This window comes from Flavobacterium rarum (SeqCode), assembly GCF_965234445.1.
Taxonomy (GTDB): Bacteria; Bacteroidota; Bacteroidia; order Flavobacteriales; family Flavobacteriaceae; genus Flavobacterium; species Flavobacterium rarum.
Map to the genome: position 1 here is coordinate 566,877 of NZ_OZ248479.1, position 16,487 is coordinate 583,363.

Sequence of the window (16,487 nt, forward strand, 5' to 3'; positions counted from 1 at the left end):
GTTTGTTAAAAATGCATCAACTGACGCTTTTTATAATAAAGAATGACAAGTCATTGCTGCTGGTTGTTCTATTCCCATTAATTCAAGAATAGTAGGAGCTATGTCTCCTAAAACGCCATCTTTAATTGTTTTTAGATCTTTATCAACCAAAATAATTGGCACAGGATTAGTTGTATGCGCTGTGTTTGGTGAACCGTCAGGATTAATCATTGTTTCGCAGTTACCGTGATCTGCAATGATAATAGTGGTGTAATCATTAGCAAGAGCTGCTTCAACTACTTCTTTTACGCAAGCATCAACTGCTTCGCAAGCTTGGATAGCTGCGCTCATTACTCCTGTATGACCTACCATGTCTCCATTGGCAAAATTCAAACATACAAAATCAACTTCACCTTTGTTTAATTCAGGAACCAAGGCATCTTTTAATTCATAAGCACTCATTTCTGGTTGCAAATCGTAAGTAGCTACTTTTGGAGAATTTCTCAATATTCTGGTTTCACCTTCAAAAGGAGTTTCTTGACCACCTGAAAAGAAGAAAGTTACGTGAGGATATTTTTCGGTTTCGGCAATACGAATTTGTTTTTTGTTGGCTTTTTCCAAAACTTCACCCAATGTTTCTGTGATGTTGTCTTTGTTGTACACCACTTTTACATTTTCGTAGGTTTCATCATAATTGGTAAGCGTCACATAGTACAATTTTAATTTGTGCATGTTTTGCTCATGAAAATCCTTTTGCGAAAGCGCTTCGGTCAATTCACGTCCTCTGTCTGTTCTAAAATTAAAGAAAATAACAACCTCATCTTCTTTAATTGTAGCAAGAGGTTGGTTTTTGTCATCCACCATAATTATTGGGTGAATAAACTCATCAGTTACATTGTTTTTGTAGCTTTCTTTAACACTGGCTACTGCATCAGTTGAGTGATTTCCTTCACCATTAACCACTGCATCATAAGCTAGCTTTACTCTTTCCCAACGTTTGTCTCTATCCATAGCATAATAACGGCCTGTGATAGAAGCTAATTTTACAGTAGTGTTGGCAATATATTCTTCTAGATCTTTTACGTATTTTTCACCCGATTTTGGATCAACATCACGGCCGTCTGTAAAGGCATGTACGAATACATTGTCCAATCCGTAATCTTGCGTAGCGTCGATTAATCCGCGTAAGTGCGAAGTGTGTGAGTGTACACCTCCATCCGAAAGCAATCCTAAAAAGTGTATTTTTTTATTGTTTTGTTTGGCATATTCAAAAGCGTCAAGCAAAACTTGTTCTTTTACCAAGGTTTTGTGTTCTACAGCAAGATTGATTTTTGCTAAATCTTGGTAAACAATTCTTCCAGCTCCTAGGTTCATGTGTCCTACTTCACTGTTTCCCATTTGCCCTTCAGGAAGACCAACGTGTAAACCATCGGTTCGAAGTTGAGCGCTTGGGTATTTTGTATAGAGACTATTTATAAACGGAACATTTGCATTATCAATTGCAGAAACTTTCGGGTCAGGAGATTTTCCCCAACCGTCTAAAATCATTAAAATTACTTTTTTGTTCATAGCATTAAATTTTTTGTAAATATAAGGCTTTCGCAAAAAATATAAAGGAGTCAAAACTACTATTATACATATAAATGAGAAGTGCAACAAATACCTAAAAATGTGTTGCAAAAAGTCGTTTTTTCTTTAAAAAACATAAAAAAAAATCTTCGAAAACCATGTAGGAAATACTAGGTTTTTTGAAGATGTTTTTGTCTTGTAAAAAGAGGATTCTCTAAAGAACTGTATTTGTCATTAAGAAATAGTTTTAAAACACATTTTTTACTTGATTGTAGTCTATGAAATACTTTACGCTAATGGAAATCACGTGGCTTAAATCCTCATTGTTAAGCAAACTGGTGTAATTGTTGCCAAAATCTTTAGTTATCAAGTTATCATATTTAGCAGCATTGCTTCGATACAAAAGAGTCAATTGACTCCCAGGAGCAAACCACCAATTGTAGGATACATCTAGATTCCAAGTGATTAAATTTTGATTTTTATTTTCGGTATATCCAATGTAGTCGCTAAGTCTTCCATTGTCTTCTAGTTTGAGAAAGTTATTATTTTCGGTGTACGACCAATAGTAGCGAGCTGAAATATCAAAATTCATTCTACTGTTCAAAGAATACTTGCCATTTAATGAATTGGTATAGGTGACGATGTCCCTGTTTGCATAAATTATGGTATTTGGAGGTAAATCTTTGTTTCTATCACTCCTGTCAACATATCCTTTGTTGTTGTTTTGGTTGAAATAACTGAAACTGTAATTCAAAGCTAAATGGTCATTAAAACGATATCTTGGGCCAAAATCGATACCTACAGAATTTCTGCCAGGTTCGTTTAAAACAGCGAAATAAGGATTGATATCAAATGCAAATTTATTATTGTAATTGGTAGAGACGCTAAACCAACCCCCAAATCTAGTAGGATCTATGCTGTATCTTCCTTGAACTCTGGGCTCGTAATAATTATAATTTTCCATTGGGCGGTATTGTAGCCCAAAACCAACATAATGATTCTTTTTGGTTGATGAATTTACATTAAGATTGATCTGGTTGCCTTGGACTTTTCCAGTTTCTTTTTGAAAGCGGGTAAATCCATTAATGTTGGTGTTGAAAGAGTTGAAAATTTTGGTTGGATTAAGTATTCGATAACTAGTGTTTCCATAAAAACTATAATAGTTGGTTTCGTTAAGAATTCCCAAATCGTCACTGTCAAAATCTTTAGTAACCATATCGGTAGAAATGCTATATCTGTATTTGCCACTTGTTTCCGAGAAATCCAAAGCAGTACTGATACCGTCTTTTTTTTCTTTAATATCATTTACATGGCTGTATTCAAAATTTCCAGCTAGATTGTAGGTGTTTTTGGTGGTGTTCAAATCCCATACCAAAGCAGAAACATTACCGTCTCTAAAAGAACCATTTCGAGTAACATTAGTATTTACAAAAGAAACAGATGAGTTTTTGTGAAAACGCTGGTCAAAAACAAGAATGTTGTAATTGGTTAATGGTTCAACCAATACAGCTCTTGTTTCTTGATTGTCTGTGTTTTTAACCGTAGCGTATGTTTTTTTTGTAACAGCATTAAGAAAGCCAACGCCTAATCCACTTTTTGTGCGACCTGAAATTTTGGTAGCATTATACAATTCTACACTATTAGGGTACTCAGTGACTTCTTCATTGGTTTCGGTTTCTGGGTAATAAGAGGGTGAGCCTCCAATTCTCCTGGAATAGAATAAATTTCCTTTGCTAAACAAATCGGTTCCTTCGGTAAAAAAAGACCTATTTTCATTAAATTGCTGTTCGAATGGACTTAAATTCAATATTCGATCATCGTATTTGGTTTGCCCAAAATCCGGAATAAGCATGGCATCAAGCGTAAAAGCGTCATTTATACCATATTTAATGTCAAGGCCACCCTTCAATTCGCCATAAGTTTTTTGATCCGCATTGGCGTATGTATAAAAAGAAGCATAAGGTAAAAAGAAAAGTCTTGTTGGGGTTTTTATATTTTCGATGCCTTCTACAATACCATTTTGTTGGGTGAACGTTCCAATTTTGGAGTCGATAAAATTCCAAGAATATTTGGCGCGGTCTCTTCTTATTTCTCTAAAAAAATTGACTCCCCAGGTTTGTTTTGCTTCACTCGAAAAACGCAATGCGGCATAGGGAATTCGCATTTCTACTACCCAACCAATATCAGTAATTACTGCTTTACTGTCCCAAACGGAATCCCAAGAATAGTCTTCGCCGTTGGAGTCTGTTGCTAAGCAATCGGCTTGGCCGTCTGCAGCATTTACAAAAAACTGAAAATTTTGTTGACCGTCATTATAACCATTTACAAAAACACCAAAAAAATCGGCAGTTCCAAAATCATCTCTTTTACTAATTTCCTTTAATATTTTGTTGGGTTCATTGTCATAAAGTAAAGCACCAATGTAAATGGCCTCATTGTCATAGAGTACACGAACTTCAGTTCTTTTGTTTTCTTCTACTTTTTTTCCGTTATCAGGCTGAAACATAGTAAAATCTGTGGCAACCGGAACAGTTTGCCAGATGGCTTCGTCAAGTTTTCCGTCTAGAGTGATTTTTTCGGAGATAAATTTTGTTTGCAACGTCTTTTTTTGTCCGTACCCTAAAGCAAAAAATAATAGAAAATAAATGAAATGCTGTTTTTTCATGAAACGATAGTTTGTATAATCAAAGTTTTCTAATTCTTTCTTTTGCAAAAAAAAAACAAGAATTAAAAATAGGTTAAATGAATAGACTACCGAATTGTTGTAATGTTACAGTTAGCGTGTAAAAGATTAAAATTTATTTTTCACCACATTATAATCGATGTAATACCGAACGCTTATCGAAAAAATATTGGTTAAGTTGCTGTCAAAAATATTTTTCAAGTTCGTGGATAGGTCTTTTTCTACTAGACGAGTGTCTTCTAATCCATAATTACGGTACAGAATGTAAATCTGGCTTCCTGGAGCAAACCACCAAGAATAAGATAAATCAAAATTCCAAGAATTGTAATTTCTGTTTCGATTAAGGTTGTAAGTAGGATTTGGAGCAAGATAGCCATCATCATGAAGCGTGAAAAATTCATGGTTTTCGGAATAAGACCAGTAATAACGTACATCCAGATTAAGAGCCATTCTATTGGTTAATGCAAATTTTCCTGTTAGTGTGTTTTGCAGCGTTTCTCGATTACGTTCTGCAAACACAATACCATTTGTGTCATGTCCTATTCTGCCTCTGTCATTTCTTTTGGTTAAATATTCAAAAGCATATTCCAGTGAGAATTGATTGTTAAATCTGTATTTTGGATTGATATAAATACCATAAGTTTGTCTGTTTTCCTCGTCGTATTGTACTGTCGAAGTAGTTGCGTCTACTGTAAAATCGTGGTTTCTATTTAATTCAAAACCAAAATAGGAAGAAATTCTTTTGGGTACATAAACATAACGTCCATATACTCGGGGTTCGTAAAAATCAAAAGTTTCTTTTGGCGCATATAATAAGGAAAACTCATAATAGGTGTTGTTTTTTGATTTGGCTCCTATAGTGGTTTTTAAAAAATTTTCTTGAATTTTTCCCGTTGTGTTCTGAATTTCCAAATTGGCTTCTTCAATAATTTTAAAGGTATTAAAAACAGAAGTCGGATTTAGGATTCTATAACTTACATTGCCATAAGCAGCATGATAGTTGGTATAAAATATAATACCTAGGTCATTTACATCGTAATCTTCTGAGATGTATTTTCCAGAGACTTCATATCGAATTTTACCGCTCGTTTTTTTGAAGCCCAATGAGGTTTTAAATCCGTTATAATCTTCAGAAGTATTTATTGTGCTGTATTTGAAATCGCCATTTAGATTATAACTATTCTTTTTAGTGTTCAAATCAAACAATAATCCCGCTACATTGGCGTCTCTGAAATTGCCATTGCGAATAGTATTGGTGTTGATAAAAGTAACAGACGAATTTTTATTGAAACGTTGATCCAATACAAAAACGTTGTAATTGGCTAATGGTTCAATAACTTCTTTTCGATTGGATAATGTCAAGGTGTCCTGAATTGTAGCATATGTTTTTTCGGTAATGGCGTTTAAAAATCCTATTCCCAATCCGTTTTTGGTTCGCCCCGATATTTTTATTGCATTGAGCAAGTCTACGGTGCTAGGATACTTAATTAATTCTTCATTATCGGCAACATTGACATCTCCAGTCGGAAATCCACCAATTCTTCTGGAATAAAACAAATTTCCTTTAGAAAACAATTCGGTTCCTTCGGTAAAAAAAGGTCTATTTTCATCCAATTTTTGTTCAAAAGGTTCTAGATTTAGTATGGCATTGTCAAATTTGGTTTGCCCAAAATCAGGTACTAATATTGCATCCAGCGTAAAGGCATCGTTAATACCGTATTTGATATCCAACCCTCCTTTAATAGTATTGTCGGATTGGTTATCATCATTTTGATTGTAAAAAGAAGCGTAAGGAATAAAGAATAATCGAGTAGGGGTTTTTATGTTTTCAATACCTTGCAATATTCCGTTTTGTGTTAGTTCTGCACCAATTTTAGTGTCAATTCGGTTCCATGAATATATTTGAACATCGCGTTCTATGCTCCTAAGAAAATTGATGCCCCATGTTTGTTTATTTGAATTGGGAAAACGAATGGCAGCATATGGAATTTTCATTTCCACGACCCAGCCACTATCTGTTATTTCGGTTTTACTGTCCCAAATGGCGTCCCAAGTAAAATCATTATATCCTTCGGTTGAAATACAATCTATTTGTACTCCGGCAGCACTAATATAAAACCTAAAATCTTGTTGACCGTCATTGAAACCATTTATAAAAACTGAAAAATAATCAGCAACGCCAAATTTATCTCTGTTAGTAATTTCTTTTTTTATCTTATTTGGATTTTCATCGTGCAGAATGGCAGCAATGTAAACCGCATCATTATCATACAAAATTTTTACTTCTGTTTTTTTATTTTCACCAATCGGCTTGCCGTTATCGGGTTGATACATAACAAAATTCGATGCGATTTCTGCGGAATTCCATATTTCTTCCGAAATTTTTCCATCTATTGATATCTTAGAAGTAATAGACTTCGTACTAAGTATTTTTTTTTGACCCAAAACTAAGTTTGCACAAAGAATCATCGAAAAGATAAGAATATATTTAGCTTTTGTCATAAAAAACAATTGATTTGTAACAAAAGTAATATAATTATTTAAAAATTGATTGCTAAATTTTATTTTTATACTAAATCATAATCGACTAAAAGTTAAATTTTACCGACAAAATGCATTTTTATTTTGCAAAGTAGTTATAGTTTGTATATTTGCAAACCCTTAAATTTGTTTAACGAATAGATACACAATGGTTTATAAAATATTTTTTGCTTCGATGTACATGTTGATTTCATATTCATTAAGTGAGAATGTTTTTAACAAGTCTAAAAAATCTACAAGTAATGAAATTGCTTCTGTTTTAAAATCAAATATAGATAGTAAAGTAGCGTCAGTATATAATTCTCTTCAAGCCAATCAATTTCAATTACCAAATTCTGTATGTTTTACCGAAGCCTTAATAGGGTTTTATTCCTTAAAAGAAAAAGGACTTATTAAAAAAGACATTCTAACAATGGTTGATTTTAGTTTGTCATCAAATACAAAACGCCTTTGGATTATTGATTTGTCAACCAATAAAATTTTATTTCAATCATTGGTAGCTCACGGAAGAAATACAGGGGAGGAGTTTGCCAATTATTTTTCAAACAAAGAAGAATCTTATCAAAGTAGTTTGGGTTTTTATGCAACTGGCGAAGTTTATAATGGAAAACACGGATTATCTTTAAAACTCGATGGTTTAGAAAAAGGATTAAATGATCGTGCTCGCGAAAGAGCCGTTGTGATCCACGGTGCCGATTATGTATCTGAAGCCTTTATAAAAGCGCACAAAAGATTGGGTAGGAGTCAAGGATGTCCAGCACTTCCAGTAGGTGTTACTTCGGAGATTATTGATGTAATAAAAAACGGATCTTGCTTGTATATTTATCATCCTTCTTTGAATAATTCTAAAAAGTTAAAATTAATTTCGTAATTGTTTGTATAAATCGGCATCTAAATTGTAGATATCATTTCTGAAAATCAATTCGTCATTTTCACTCCACGCTGTCCAGTACCATTGGTATATTGCATAGCGTTTTTTTACACCCAAAAACAGCGTTTCTCTTGTTGCAACAATAGAATCAATTTTTTCTTTTGAATATCGCTTCGGATTGTCTAATAATAATTGAGCCAATTCCAATGGTTTTTCTATTCTTACACATCCAGAACTTAAGGAGCGATTGTTTCTTTCAAATAAATTGCGGTGATTGGTATCATGCAAATAAACGCTATGATGGTTCGGAAAATTTATTTTAACTACTCCCAAGGAATTGTAGTAGCCTGGTTTTTGAACATAGCGATATCCGTATGGTTTTTTCTCGTTCCATTTCAGTGGATCAATTTCGTTGTTTTTTGAGTCGTAAATTCCAATACCTTTATTTTTTAAGGCATTTCTGTTTTCAATCATTTCTGGCAGTAAATCTTCTTTTAAAATAGTAGGTGGTACTGTCCAGGTAGGATTGAATACAACGGTTTGTAATACAGAAGTAAGAATTGGGGTTTTTCTTTTTATTTTACCTACAACAATGCGTTTACTCATCACTATTTCTTGATTCTCTATTACATTCAAGCTATAATTTGGTATGTTTATTAAAAGATAATTTTGTGTAAAAGACTTAGAAAACCATCTCCAGCGTTCCAAATTGGCTATGATTTGGTGTTTCCGATCGTCTTTGGTAAAATTTAGCGCAGTTATGGTGCTTTTTCCAATTATTCCATCAGAAATTAAACCATGACGTGTCTGAAATTTTTTGACAGCTTCAAATGTGGTGTCGTCATATGTCGAAGTGATACTGTCTTTGCTGTTTAAGTCTTTCCAATACAATAACTTTTTTTTGATATTAATTATTACTGTATTTTTTGCGTTGCGAGTTATTTTGTCTTCTGTAACTATAATTGGAGTTTGCTCATCTGGAAATTGATTGATAAGGTATAATGCTTTAATCAATTTTTTGTAAGTAAGTGCATGTGGTTGACATTTTACTATTGCTGCAGACAAAGAGTCTTGTGACAATGCTTCATTTAAAATAGATTTAGTGTCTATTTCATTGATGTTTAAGTCCCAGTTGCTGTAAAGCTTTCTTGGATTTAATTTTCCGTTGTGTAAATGATTCAGATACTTTTGAAAATTATAGGTTAATTTCAAGTCATAATTCACCTTTTCGGATTCTTCCAATTCAGTGAATTTTTTTTCAAATTTGGTTAATTTAGAAATAGCGTAATCGGATGGATTTAATCCTTCTATTTCACAATTTTTTATCGTTTCAAGAACAATATTTCTGTTTTTTTTCGATTGCCAAACCGTGCTGTTGTCTCTGGAATTGTAAAATTTTCGGAGTGCTTCGCTTTTAAAGGCGTCATAAAGTGTAGTGTCAATTGCAATAACATCTCCTTCTTTATTTGAGGTGTCTTTTTTTGTAAAAGAATCTAGATTTATGATTGATTCTTTTTTGCAACTTACTAAAAGTATAAAGAAAAAAAATAAGTAAAGTTTATTCATTACTAAGTTTTTTGATGTTTAAATAATTATTGTCTATCATCTATTATTTTAAAAGAGTCACTTGCTTAAGGTGTATTTCAGTTTTTTGTAAAAACCCACAGCAAATATTCAAGTATCGAAACAGATAATTTGGTTTGGAGCTTTTGTGCTATAGTTAACAATACAAAATCAAGGACTACTTCAAACCTTTGCTTATTACGAATCTAAAACTACTATTTTTCTAATTTTTCATTAATTTTTGCATACAAAGATGCTATTATTATTTTAAAATATTGATATAATTCCTGTTAATTTATTCTTTGTAAAAAGTCAAAAAAAGAGACGGTAGGTAATTTATCATCTTAAAATTGACAAGTTTCAATTGGTTTTCTTTTTCATTTTACAACTAGTCTTATTTGAAAAGTCTTTAAAGAGGATGTTTTTTTGGTGTTTTGTATTAATATTTTAAAAAAATAAAAGTATAACATTTTAGTTTTAAAATGGTTGTAAACAAGAAATAGAAATGTCGAATTTTTTTTGAAAAAAAATTTGCAAATAACTGTTTTTATTAATTATCTTTGCACCTCAGTAATGCGAAAGTAGCTCAGTTGGTAGAGCTCCAGCCTTCCAAGCTGGTTGTCGCGAGTTCGAGCCTCGTCTTTCGCTCTAAAATCAAATTAATTTTTGATTATTAAGGGTAAATTTTAATGATTAATGCGAAAGTAGCTCAGTTGGTAGAGCTCCAGCCTTCCAAGCTGGTTGTCGCGAGTTCGAGCCTCGTCTTTCGCTCCAAAACCTCAAATGTAAGTTTGAGGTTTTTTTTTTTTTTTTTAAACCATTAAGATATTAAGATAGATTAAGCGTTGTTAAAGCTTGAAATTTTTAATATCTTAATGGTTTTTAATTTTTTAATTCAAAAAACTCAAATCACTTCCTGTTTCCAGTTCTTCGGGTAATTGGTTTTGTCTAAAAAGGCGAGCTTTCAAATTTCCTTTCAAAATAATTTTATCTTCTTTTACATCCAGCCAACTCCCTTCACGTAATCCCAATACGGGTAAAGAATTGAACGCATGAAACTCTTTTATTCTCGTTTCTCTTGTTTCTCCCATGTGTTGGGAATTTGCATCTGGATCTAAATAATGCGGATTCAAATTAAAAGGTATTAATCCTAAAGTTTGAAAGCTAGGAGGATAGATAATCGGCATGTCATTTGTTGTTTGCATTGTCAATCCGCAAATATTACTTCCTGCACTACAACCCAAATAAGGAGTGCCACCCTTTAGAGTATCTGCAAGAATGTTTATAATATCATTTTTGTACAATTGAGTAACTAGCAAGAAAGTATTACCTCCACCAGTAAAAATTCCTTCGGCTTTTTGAATGGCTTCCTTTTGGTTTTCGTATTCGTGAAGACCTTTTACGGTTATGTTTATTTTGCTGAATGCCGTTGCAACTTTTGCGGTATAATCGTCATGAGTCATGCCGCTTGGTCTTGCAAAAGGGATAAAAAGTATGGTTTTGCAATCCATGAAATGCAATTGTAATTCGGGTAGTAAATAGTCTAGGTATTGGCCTTCGTGTAGCGTTGAGGTACTGGCTATAATGCAATTTTTCATTTTTTTTTCTTGATAAATTCAATGTAAAGGTATAAAATGATTTTTTTTAAGGATTCAAAAGATGGGTTTTAATTAACAAACTTTTACCAAACCGTTAGTAATTAATTTGGATGGGTTTGGGATACTTTTACATTCTATTAATGAAAACTATGACTAAAATTATACTTTGTTTAATTCAATTTTTAGTATCAACAACCTTTCAATTTGTACCAACGGAAACTTTTACTGAAGATTCGACTCATAAAAACAGTAAGGAAATTAAAGATGCCAAAGCAATCAAAAAGAGTCTGAAAAGAAGTAGTTGTTAAAAAATCAATTATTTGGTTTTTAATAAAAGTCATTTTCTAAATAATCAATTTAGCGTTTGTGAAAAATAATTTTACTTTTTTACTTCTTTTCTTTTTTTTAACTCAGATGATAACTGCCCAAGAGCGTGTCGAGAAATGGGTTAAAGGTCAAGTGCATTCAAACACAATGCCATTGGAGGGAATTAATATCACAAATACATCCAATAAAATCAGTGTCGTTTCAGATCAGTATGGTGCTTTTTCTATTATAGCCAATGCTGGCGATATCTTGAGTTTTTCTGCGGTTAATTATGAGCCTTTGCGAAAGTATATTAATGCGAAAGATTTTAAAATGGGGATTATTAGTGTCGATTTAACGTCAAAAAGTATTGAATTAAATGAAGTGATTGTCAATGGTAATCCAAATATTACAGCCGAAAATATGGGGATAATTCCTCGTGACCAAATTAAACTAACTCCTGCCGAAAGGCGATTACAAACTGCGGGCGATTTTAAACCAATTCATTTATTAGGAATTTTGGGTGGTGCATTGGCAATTGATCCAATTTTGAATGCTATAAGTGGGAGAACCAAGATGCTTAAAAAAGCAGTTTCGGTAGAGAAAAAAGAATTTCTTATAGCAAAGTTGGAAGTGTTGTTTGAACAAAAATATTATATAGAAACCTTAAAAATACCCGAAGAATACATAAGAGGCTTCCAATATTATTGTGTTGAAGATGTAGATTTTTGCAGGTCTCTGAAAGATAAAAACAAGACCATGAGTATGTTTTTAATAGTGGGATTGGCTTCTAGCTTCAATAAAAACAGGATGGAAGGAGTCAGAATTAAGTAGTTTTGAAATTTTGAATTTTATATTTTAAAAATGAAAAAGAATTTAATTGTATTGTTTGTTTTAATAACTCAAGCTCAAAATCAATTGTTGATTGCTCAAGCAAATGCGGAGAAAATGATAACTGGGGTTGTAGCATCCGATACGACAAAGCTTGAAGGAATAAGCGTGATTAATTGTACCAACAAAATGATGGCGGTTTCGGATAAAAACGGCTGTTTTTCAATACAAGCAAAAGCGGGTGATATTTTAAATTTCTCTGGAATTGATTATAAGTATTTGAGAAAATATGTTTACAAACACGAGTATAGCTCTGGGGTTCTTGAAGTAAATTTGACTTTTAATGCTGTCGAATTAGACGAAGTAATAATTAATAAATACGCCAATATTAATGCCGAAAGTTTGGGAATCATTCCTAAAGGCCAGATTAAATTTACCCCTCAAGAGAGAAGGTTGTATTCTGGATCCGGCGGTGTACAAGGTTTTTTTAATTACCTTTCTGGTGATAGAGATATTCTTAAAATGAATGTTGAAATCGAGAAAAAAGAAATGTTACTAAAAAAACTAGAATATCTTTTTGGAGGTAAATATTATACTAAAACCCTCAAAATCCCCGAGGAACTCATTAGAGGTTTTCAGTATTATTGTGTTGAGGATTTAGAATTTGCGGAATCCCTAAAGAATAAAAACAAAACCATTAGTATGTTTTTAATGACCAATTTAGCGGTTACTTACAATCAGAGAAGAATTGATAAGGAATGACATAATTTATGCATTTCAAAAGGGATTTTATAAAAAAATAACAGTTGTTCATGTCTGAAAGATTAAAATAATGTTGTAATTTTAATAAGTGAAAAGTGCTGTTTTTATTAAGATGATTCTTTTTTCGCAATTTAATTTTTAAGAGTTTGTAAATGAGAAGTATAATAGGAGTCTTGGTTTTGTTTTTGAGTTGTCAAATTTGTTTTAGTCAAGTTTTGACGCGCAAAACGGTACACGGAAAAGTAGTGAATGATTCAATTGCTGTCGAAAGTGGTTTGGTTTTTAATGTTAATGCCAAAACAGGAGCCGTAATTGATTCAAAAGGATTTTTTAGCATTTTGGCAAAAGTAAATGATTCACTTGTTTTTACGAGCTTAGGATTTAAGACCAAAAGGGTAGTTTTGTCAAAATCAGACATTGCTTCTTCTTTTTACAGAGTGAAATTAAATGCAGTAGCAAATGAATTGCTAGCTGTTGTTGTATATGCCACACATGGACCGCATCCTGAGTTTGCCAATACCCAAAAAATAGTTGATACTCAGTATTATGATGACAAACAGTCTTCTCCTGATAATATATTGATGATGCCTACTGGTACTGGAGATCCAAATAATATGGATGTTATTCGCGTTTACAAAAAGATTTTTAAAAACATATTAAGAAACAATCCTGAAAAAGTAGATTTGGTTGCCGATGCCAGTTTTACTACTGTAGCGATGCAAAATGTTAGCTATTCTTTTTTTATAGATAAATTAAAATTAAAAGAAGATGAGGTTGGACTTTTCTTATTGTTCTGTGAAAACGATCCAAAATCGAATGCTTTTAGCAAAATTAATCAGCAATTTGAAGTAATGGATTTTTTAATTACAAAAAACAAAGAGTTCAAAAATATTGCTACTTTTGAAAAATGAAAAAAGGAATAGTTGTTGCTCTCTTTTTGGTTTTTACTTTTACAATAAGCAGTTTTGGTGTACATAAATTTTATATGGCTATTTACCAAATCAATTATGCTCCCGAAAAAAAAATGCTTCAAATAACGTCTCGCATTTTTATAGACGACCTTAATAAAACTTTAGAGCAAAAATTCAAGAAAAAGTTTTATTTGGGAACCGATAAAGAGTCCTTAGAATCATTGGAGTTGTTAAAAAAATATTTGTCTGAAAAATTTTTTATTAAGGTCAATGGACAAACCAAAACTATGAATTTTTTAAGTAAAGAAATTGATGGAGATGTGTTGGTTTGTTATTTGAATATAAAAGAAATACCAAAACTCAGTTCGCTCGAAATAGTAAATTCTGTTCTAATTGAAAGCCTTTTGGAACAGCAAAATATAGTTCATGTTACAACATTTGGAACTAAGAATAGTTTTCTTTTTACAGCATCTTCTACTAAACAAGTGTTAAAATATTAACGTATAATAACATTTCTATTTAAAAATGTTATTTTCACGGCCTATTAAACACGAACTTTAGTATATGAGAACCCTTTCTTTATTATTTATTCTTCCTACCATTTTATTGGCTCAAGAAAAAACAGTTGCACCAGTTGTCAAACAACAAGGTAAATACGATTCCAACAAGTTTAGCCAAATGTATGATTTGTTGGCTACTCCCAATATGTTTCGTACCGCTTCTGGTGCGCCTGGGCCAGCGTATTATCAGCAACAAGCCGATTATAAAATTGATGTGGAACTTGATGACAAAAACGCTAGATTAAGCGGTTCTGAAACCATTACGTATTACAACAATTCTCCAGACAATTTGGAGTATTTGTGGATTCAATTGGACCAAAACCAAGCGGCCAAAAATTCGCAATCTCCATTGGTTGAAAATGAAAAAATCGAACAAGTTTTACCGGTTAATAAATTTACCAATGAGTATTTAAAGCCAGGATTAGAACGTGGATTTAATATCGAATATGTAAAAGACGCAAAAAGTATTCCAATGTCTTATACAGTCAATCAAACGATGATGCGTATCAATTTGGCAACCCCAATGAAGCCTGGAACGAGCATGTCTTTTTCTATAAAATGGTGGTATAATATTAATAATTATCAGCAAGACGGAGGCCGTTCGGGTTACGAGCTGTTCGAAAAAGAAAACAATAGATTGTATGTTATTGCTCAGTTTTATCCAAGAATGGCAGTTTATAATGATGTAGAAGGTTGGCAAAATATGCAATTTTGGGGTGGTGGAGAATTTGCTTTACCATTTGGGAATTTCGATGTCAATATTACAGTTCCTGCAGATCACATAATGGATGCTACAGGAGAATTAATGAATAGAAGCGAAGTGTTTACTCCCGAGCAAGTAAAACGTTATGCTTTGGCGCAAAAATCATTTGACAAACCTGTGGTTATTGTTACACAAGCTGAGGCCGAAATAGCCGAAAAAGGGTTTTCAGACAAAAAGAAAACTTGGAAGTTTAGCGCCAAAAATGTCAGAGATTTTGGCATTGCTACTTCTAGAAAGTTTATTTATGACGCTATGGCGGTACAGTTGAGCGGAAAAGTAGTTATGGCTGAATCGATTTATCCAAAAGAAGCCAACCCACTTTGGGGAGAAACTTCGACAATAACGGTAGCGCATACTTTAAAAAGCTATTCTGCTCATACTTTTGATTACCCTTATCCAAAAGCGGTGTCTGTATCTGCAGAAGATCAAGGAATGGAATACCCAATGATTTGTTGGAATTATGGTCGTCCAGATGAAAATGGGAAGACAAGCGAACAAATAAAAAACGGAATGATGGGAGTAGTGATTCACGAAGTAGGACATAACTTTTTTCCGATGATTGTCAATTCAGATGAACGTCAATGGACTTGGATGGACGAAGGATTAAACTCATTTATGGAGTATATGGCCGAACAAGAGTTGGGAACAAATTTTCCTTCTAGACGCGGTCCTGCCAAAAACATTGTTCCTTATATGAGTGGTGATCAAAAATTTTTGGAGCCTATTATGTCAAACTCGGAGAGTATTATTCAGTTTGGGAATAATGCTTACGGAAAGCCAGCTACGGGTCTTAATATATTGAGAGAGACTATTATGGGGCGTGAGTTGTTTGATTATGCTTTTAAAATGTATGCCAACAGATGGAAGTTTAAACACCCTACTCCTGAAGATTTTTTTAGAACAATGGAAGATGCTTCGGCGGTAGATTTGGATTGGTTTTTTAGAGGTTGGTTTTATTCAACTGATTTTGTAGATATTGGAATTAATGAAGTAAAACAATATTATGTTACCGAAACTCCTACCGTGGCTTTGAAAGATGCAAAAGTTAGAAAAGGTCGTTTTGGTCAAGAAAAAGGACCTTTTGTTTATTTGATTGCAAGCGATAATGCTGAACTGAATCCTGTATCTAAAAAACCTTTTAAAATAGAAGAAGTAAGTTCTCTTTCTGAATATGTAAATCAAAAACTTAGTGCAGAAGAACGCGCTACTTTGAAAAACCCTAAATACTTTTACGAAGTAGAGTTCAATAAACCAGGTGGCATGCCAATGCCAATTATTGTTCAAATTACGTATGAAGATGGGACAATGGATAATTATAAATATCCAGCTCAAATTTGGAGGCAAAACAATGAAACGGCCAAAAAAGTATATGCCACAGAAAAGGCTATTAAACAAATTCAAATTGATCCAAAACTTGAAACTGCCGATATTGATGTGACCAACAATGCTTGGCCAAAAGTTGAAGTAAAATCGAAGTTTGATTAATTAAGGGATACTAAGTTACTAAGATGCTGAGTTACTAAGATTTTAAAAGCTGAACAAAGCTTTGA

The 16,487-nt window shown here is 32.8% G+C and carries 11 protein-coding genes and 2 tRNA genes; 8 read left to right on the forward strand and 5 right to left on the reverse strand.

All coding sequences use genetic code 11. The features are described from left to right. Positions 1–30 precede the first annotated feature (30 nt). The 3 genes from gpmI to AC8GF4_RS02305 form a co-directional block, all read right to left on the reverse strand. Positions 31–1,548 carry a 2,3-bisphosphoglycerate-independent phosphoglycerate mutase gene (gene gpmI / locus AC8GF4_RS02295; protein WP_506592394.1) on the reverse strand — a complete coding sequence of 506 codons (1,518 nt, stop codon included), beginning with the start codon at positions 1,546–1,548 and terminating at the stop codon, positions 31–33. A 247-nt stretch (positions 1,549–1,795) separates the two neighbouring features. Beyond that, positions 1,796–4,213 (reverse strand): DUF5916 domain-containing protein, encoded by a 2,418-nt coding sequence (locus AC8GF4_RS02300; protein WP_506592396.1) that lies wholly within the window; start codon positions 4,211–4,213, stop codon positions 1,796–1,798. A gap of 126 nt (positions 4,214–4,339) precedes the next feature. Then, the gene (locus tag AC8GF4_RS02305) at positions 4,340–6,733 is read right to left on the reverse strand and encodes a DUF5916 domain-containing protein (protein ID WP_506592398.1); all 2,394 of its coding nucleotides are present in this window, start codon (positions 6,731–6,733) and stop codon (positions 4,340–4,342) included. 187 nt (positions 6,734–6,920) lie between these two features. Here AC8GF4_RS02305 and AC8GF4_RS02310 point away from each other — a divergent pair, with 187 nt between their 5' ends. Next, positions 6,921–7,643: a murein L,D-transpeptidase catalytic domain family protein gene (locus AC8GF4_RS02310; protein WP_506592400.1), complete on the forward strand. Its 723-nt coding sequence runs from the start codon at positions 6,921–6,923 to the stop codon at positions 7,641–7,643. Here AC8GF4_RS02310 and AC8GF4_RS02315 read toward each other — a convergent pair. Beyond that, positions 7,632–9,209, reverse strand: coding sequence for a L,D-transpeptidase family protein (locus AC8GF4_RS02315; protein WP_506592402.1), 1,578 nt, complete (start codon positions 9,207–9,209; stop codon positions 7,632–7,634). The two genes, AC8GF4_RS02310 and AC8GF4_RS02315, sit on opposite strands and share 12 nt — an antisense overlap. Positions 9,210–9,781: 572 nt before the next feature. Between AC8GF4_RS02315 and AC8GF4_RS02320 the strand changes: the two genes are divergently transcribed. Both AC8GF4_RS02320 and AC8GF4_RS02325 read left to right on the forward strand, forming a co-directional pair. Then, positions 9,782–9,854 (forward strand) — tRNA-Gly (locus AC8GF4_RS02320). 50 nt (positions 9,855–9,904) lie between these two features. Beyond that, positions 9,905–9,980: transfer RNA gene (locus AC8GF4_RS02325), tRNA-Gly, on the forward strand. Between the two features lie 116 nt (positions 9,981–10,096). On the opposite strand, the gene pepE is transcribed toward AC8GF4_RS02325, so the two are convergent. After that, positions 10,097–10,804, reverse strand: coding sequence for a dipeptidase PepE (gene pepE / locus AC8GF4_RS02330; protein WP_506592404.1), 708 nt, complete (start codon positions 10,802–10,804; stop codon positions 10,097–10,099). A 414-nt stretch (positions 10,805–11,218) separates the two neighbouring features. Between pepE and AC8GF4_RS02335 the strand changes: the two genes are divergently transcribed. From AC8GF4_RS02335 to AC8GF4_RS02355, 5 genes are all read left to right on the forward strand, one after another. Then, positions 11,219–11,944 carry a carboxypeptidase-like regulatory domain-containing protein gene (locus AC8GF4_RS02335; RefSeq protein WP_506592406.1) on the forward strand — a complete coding sequence of 242 codons (726 nt, stop codon included), beginning with the start codon at positions 11,219–11,221 and terminating at the stop codon, positions 11,942–11,944. Positions 11,945–11,974: 30 nt separating this feature from the next. Then, positions 11,975–12,703, forward strand: a complete 729-nt coding sequence (locus tag AC8GF4_RS02340; RefSeq protein ID WP_506592408.1) for a carboxypeptidase-like regulatory domain-containing protein — start codon at positions 11,975–11,977, stop codon at positions 12,701–12,703. Positions 12,704–12,855: 152 nt separating this feature from the next. Then, positions 12,856–13,614 (forward strand): BamP family beta-barrel-assembly machinery protein, encoded by a 759-nt coding sequence (gene bamP, locus AC8GF4_RS02345; protein WP_506592410.1) that lies wholly within the window; start codon positions 12,856–12,858, stop codon positions 13,612–13,614. Further along, positions 13,611–14,114 (forward strand): DUF6702 family protein, encoded by a 504-nt coding sequence (locus AC8GF4_RS02350; protein ID WP_506592412.1) that lies wholly within the window; start codon positions 13,611–13,613, stop codon positions 14,112–14,114. The genes bamP and AC8GF4_RS02350 overlap by 4 nt, the downstream gene beginning before the upstream one ends. 64 nt (positions 14,115–14,178) lie before the next feature. Beyond that, positions 14,179–16,422: a M1 family metallopeptidase gene (locus AC8GF4_RS02355; protein WP_506592414.1), complete on the forward strand. Its 2,244-nt coding sequence runs from the start codon at positions 14,179–14,181 to the stop codon at positions 16,420–16,422. Positions 16,423–16,487: the final 65 nt, after the last annotated feature.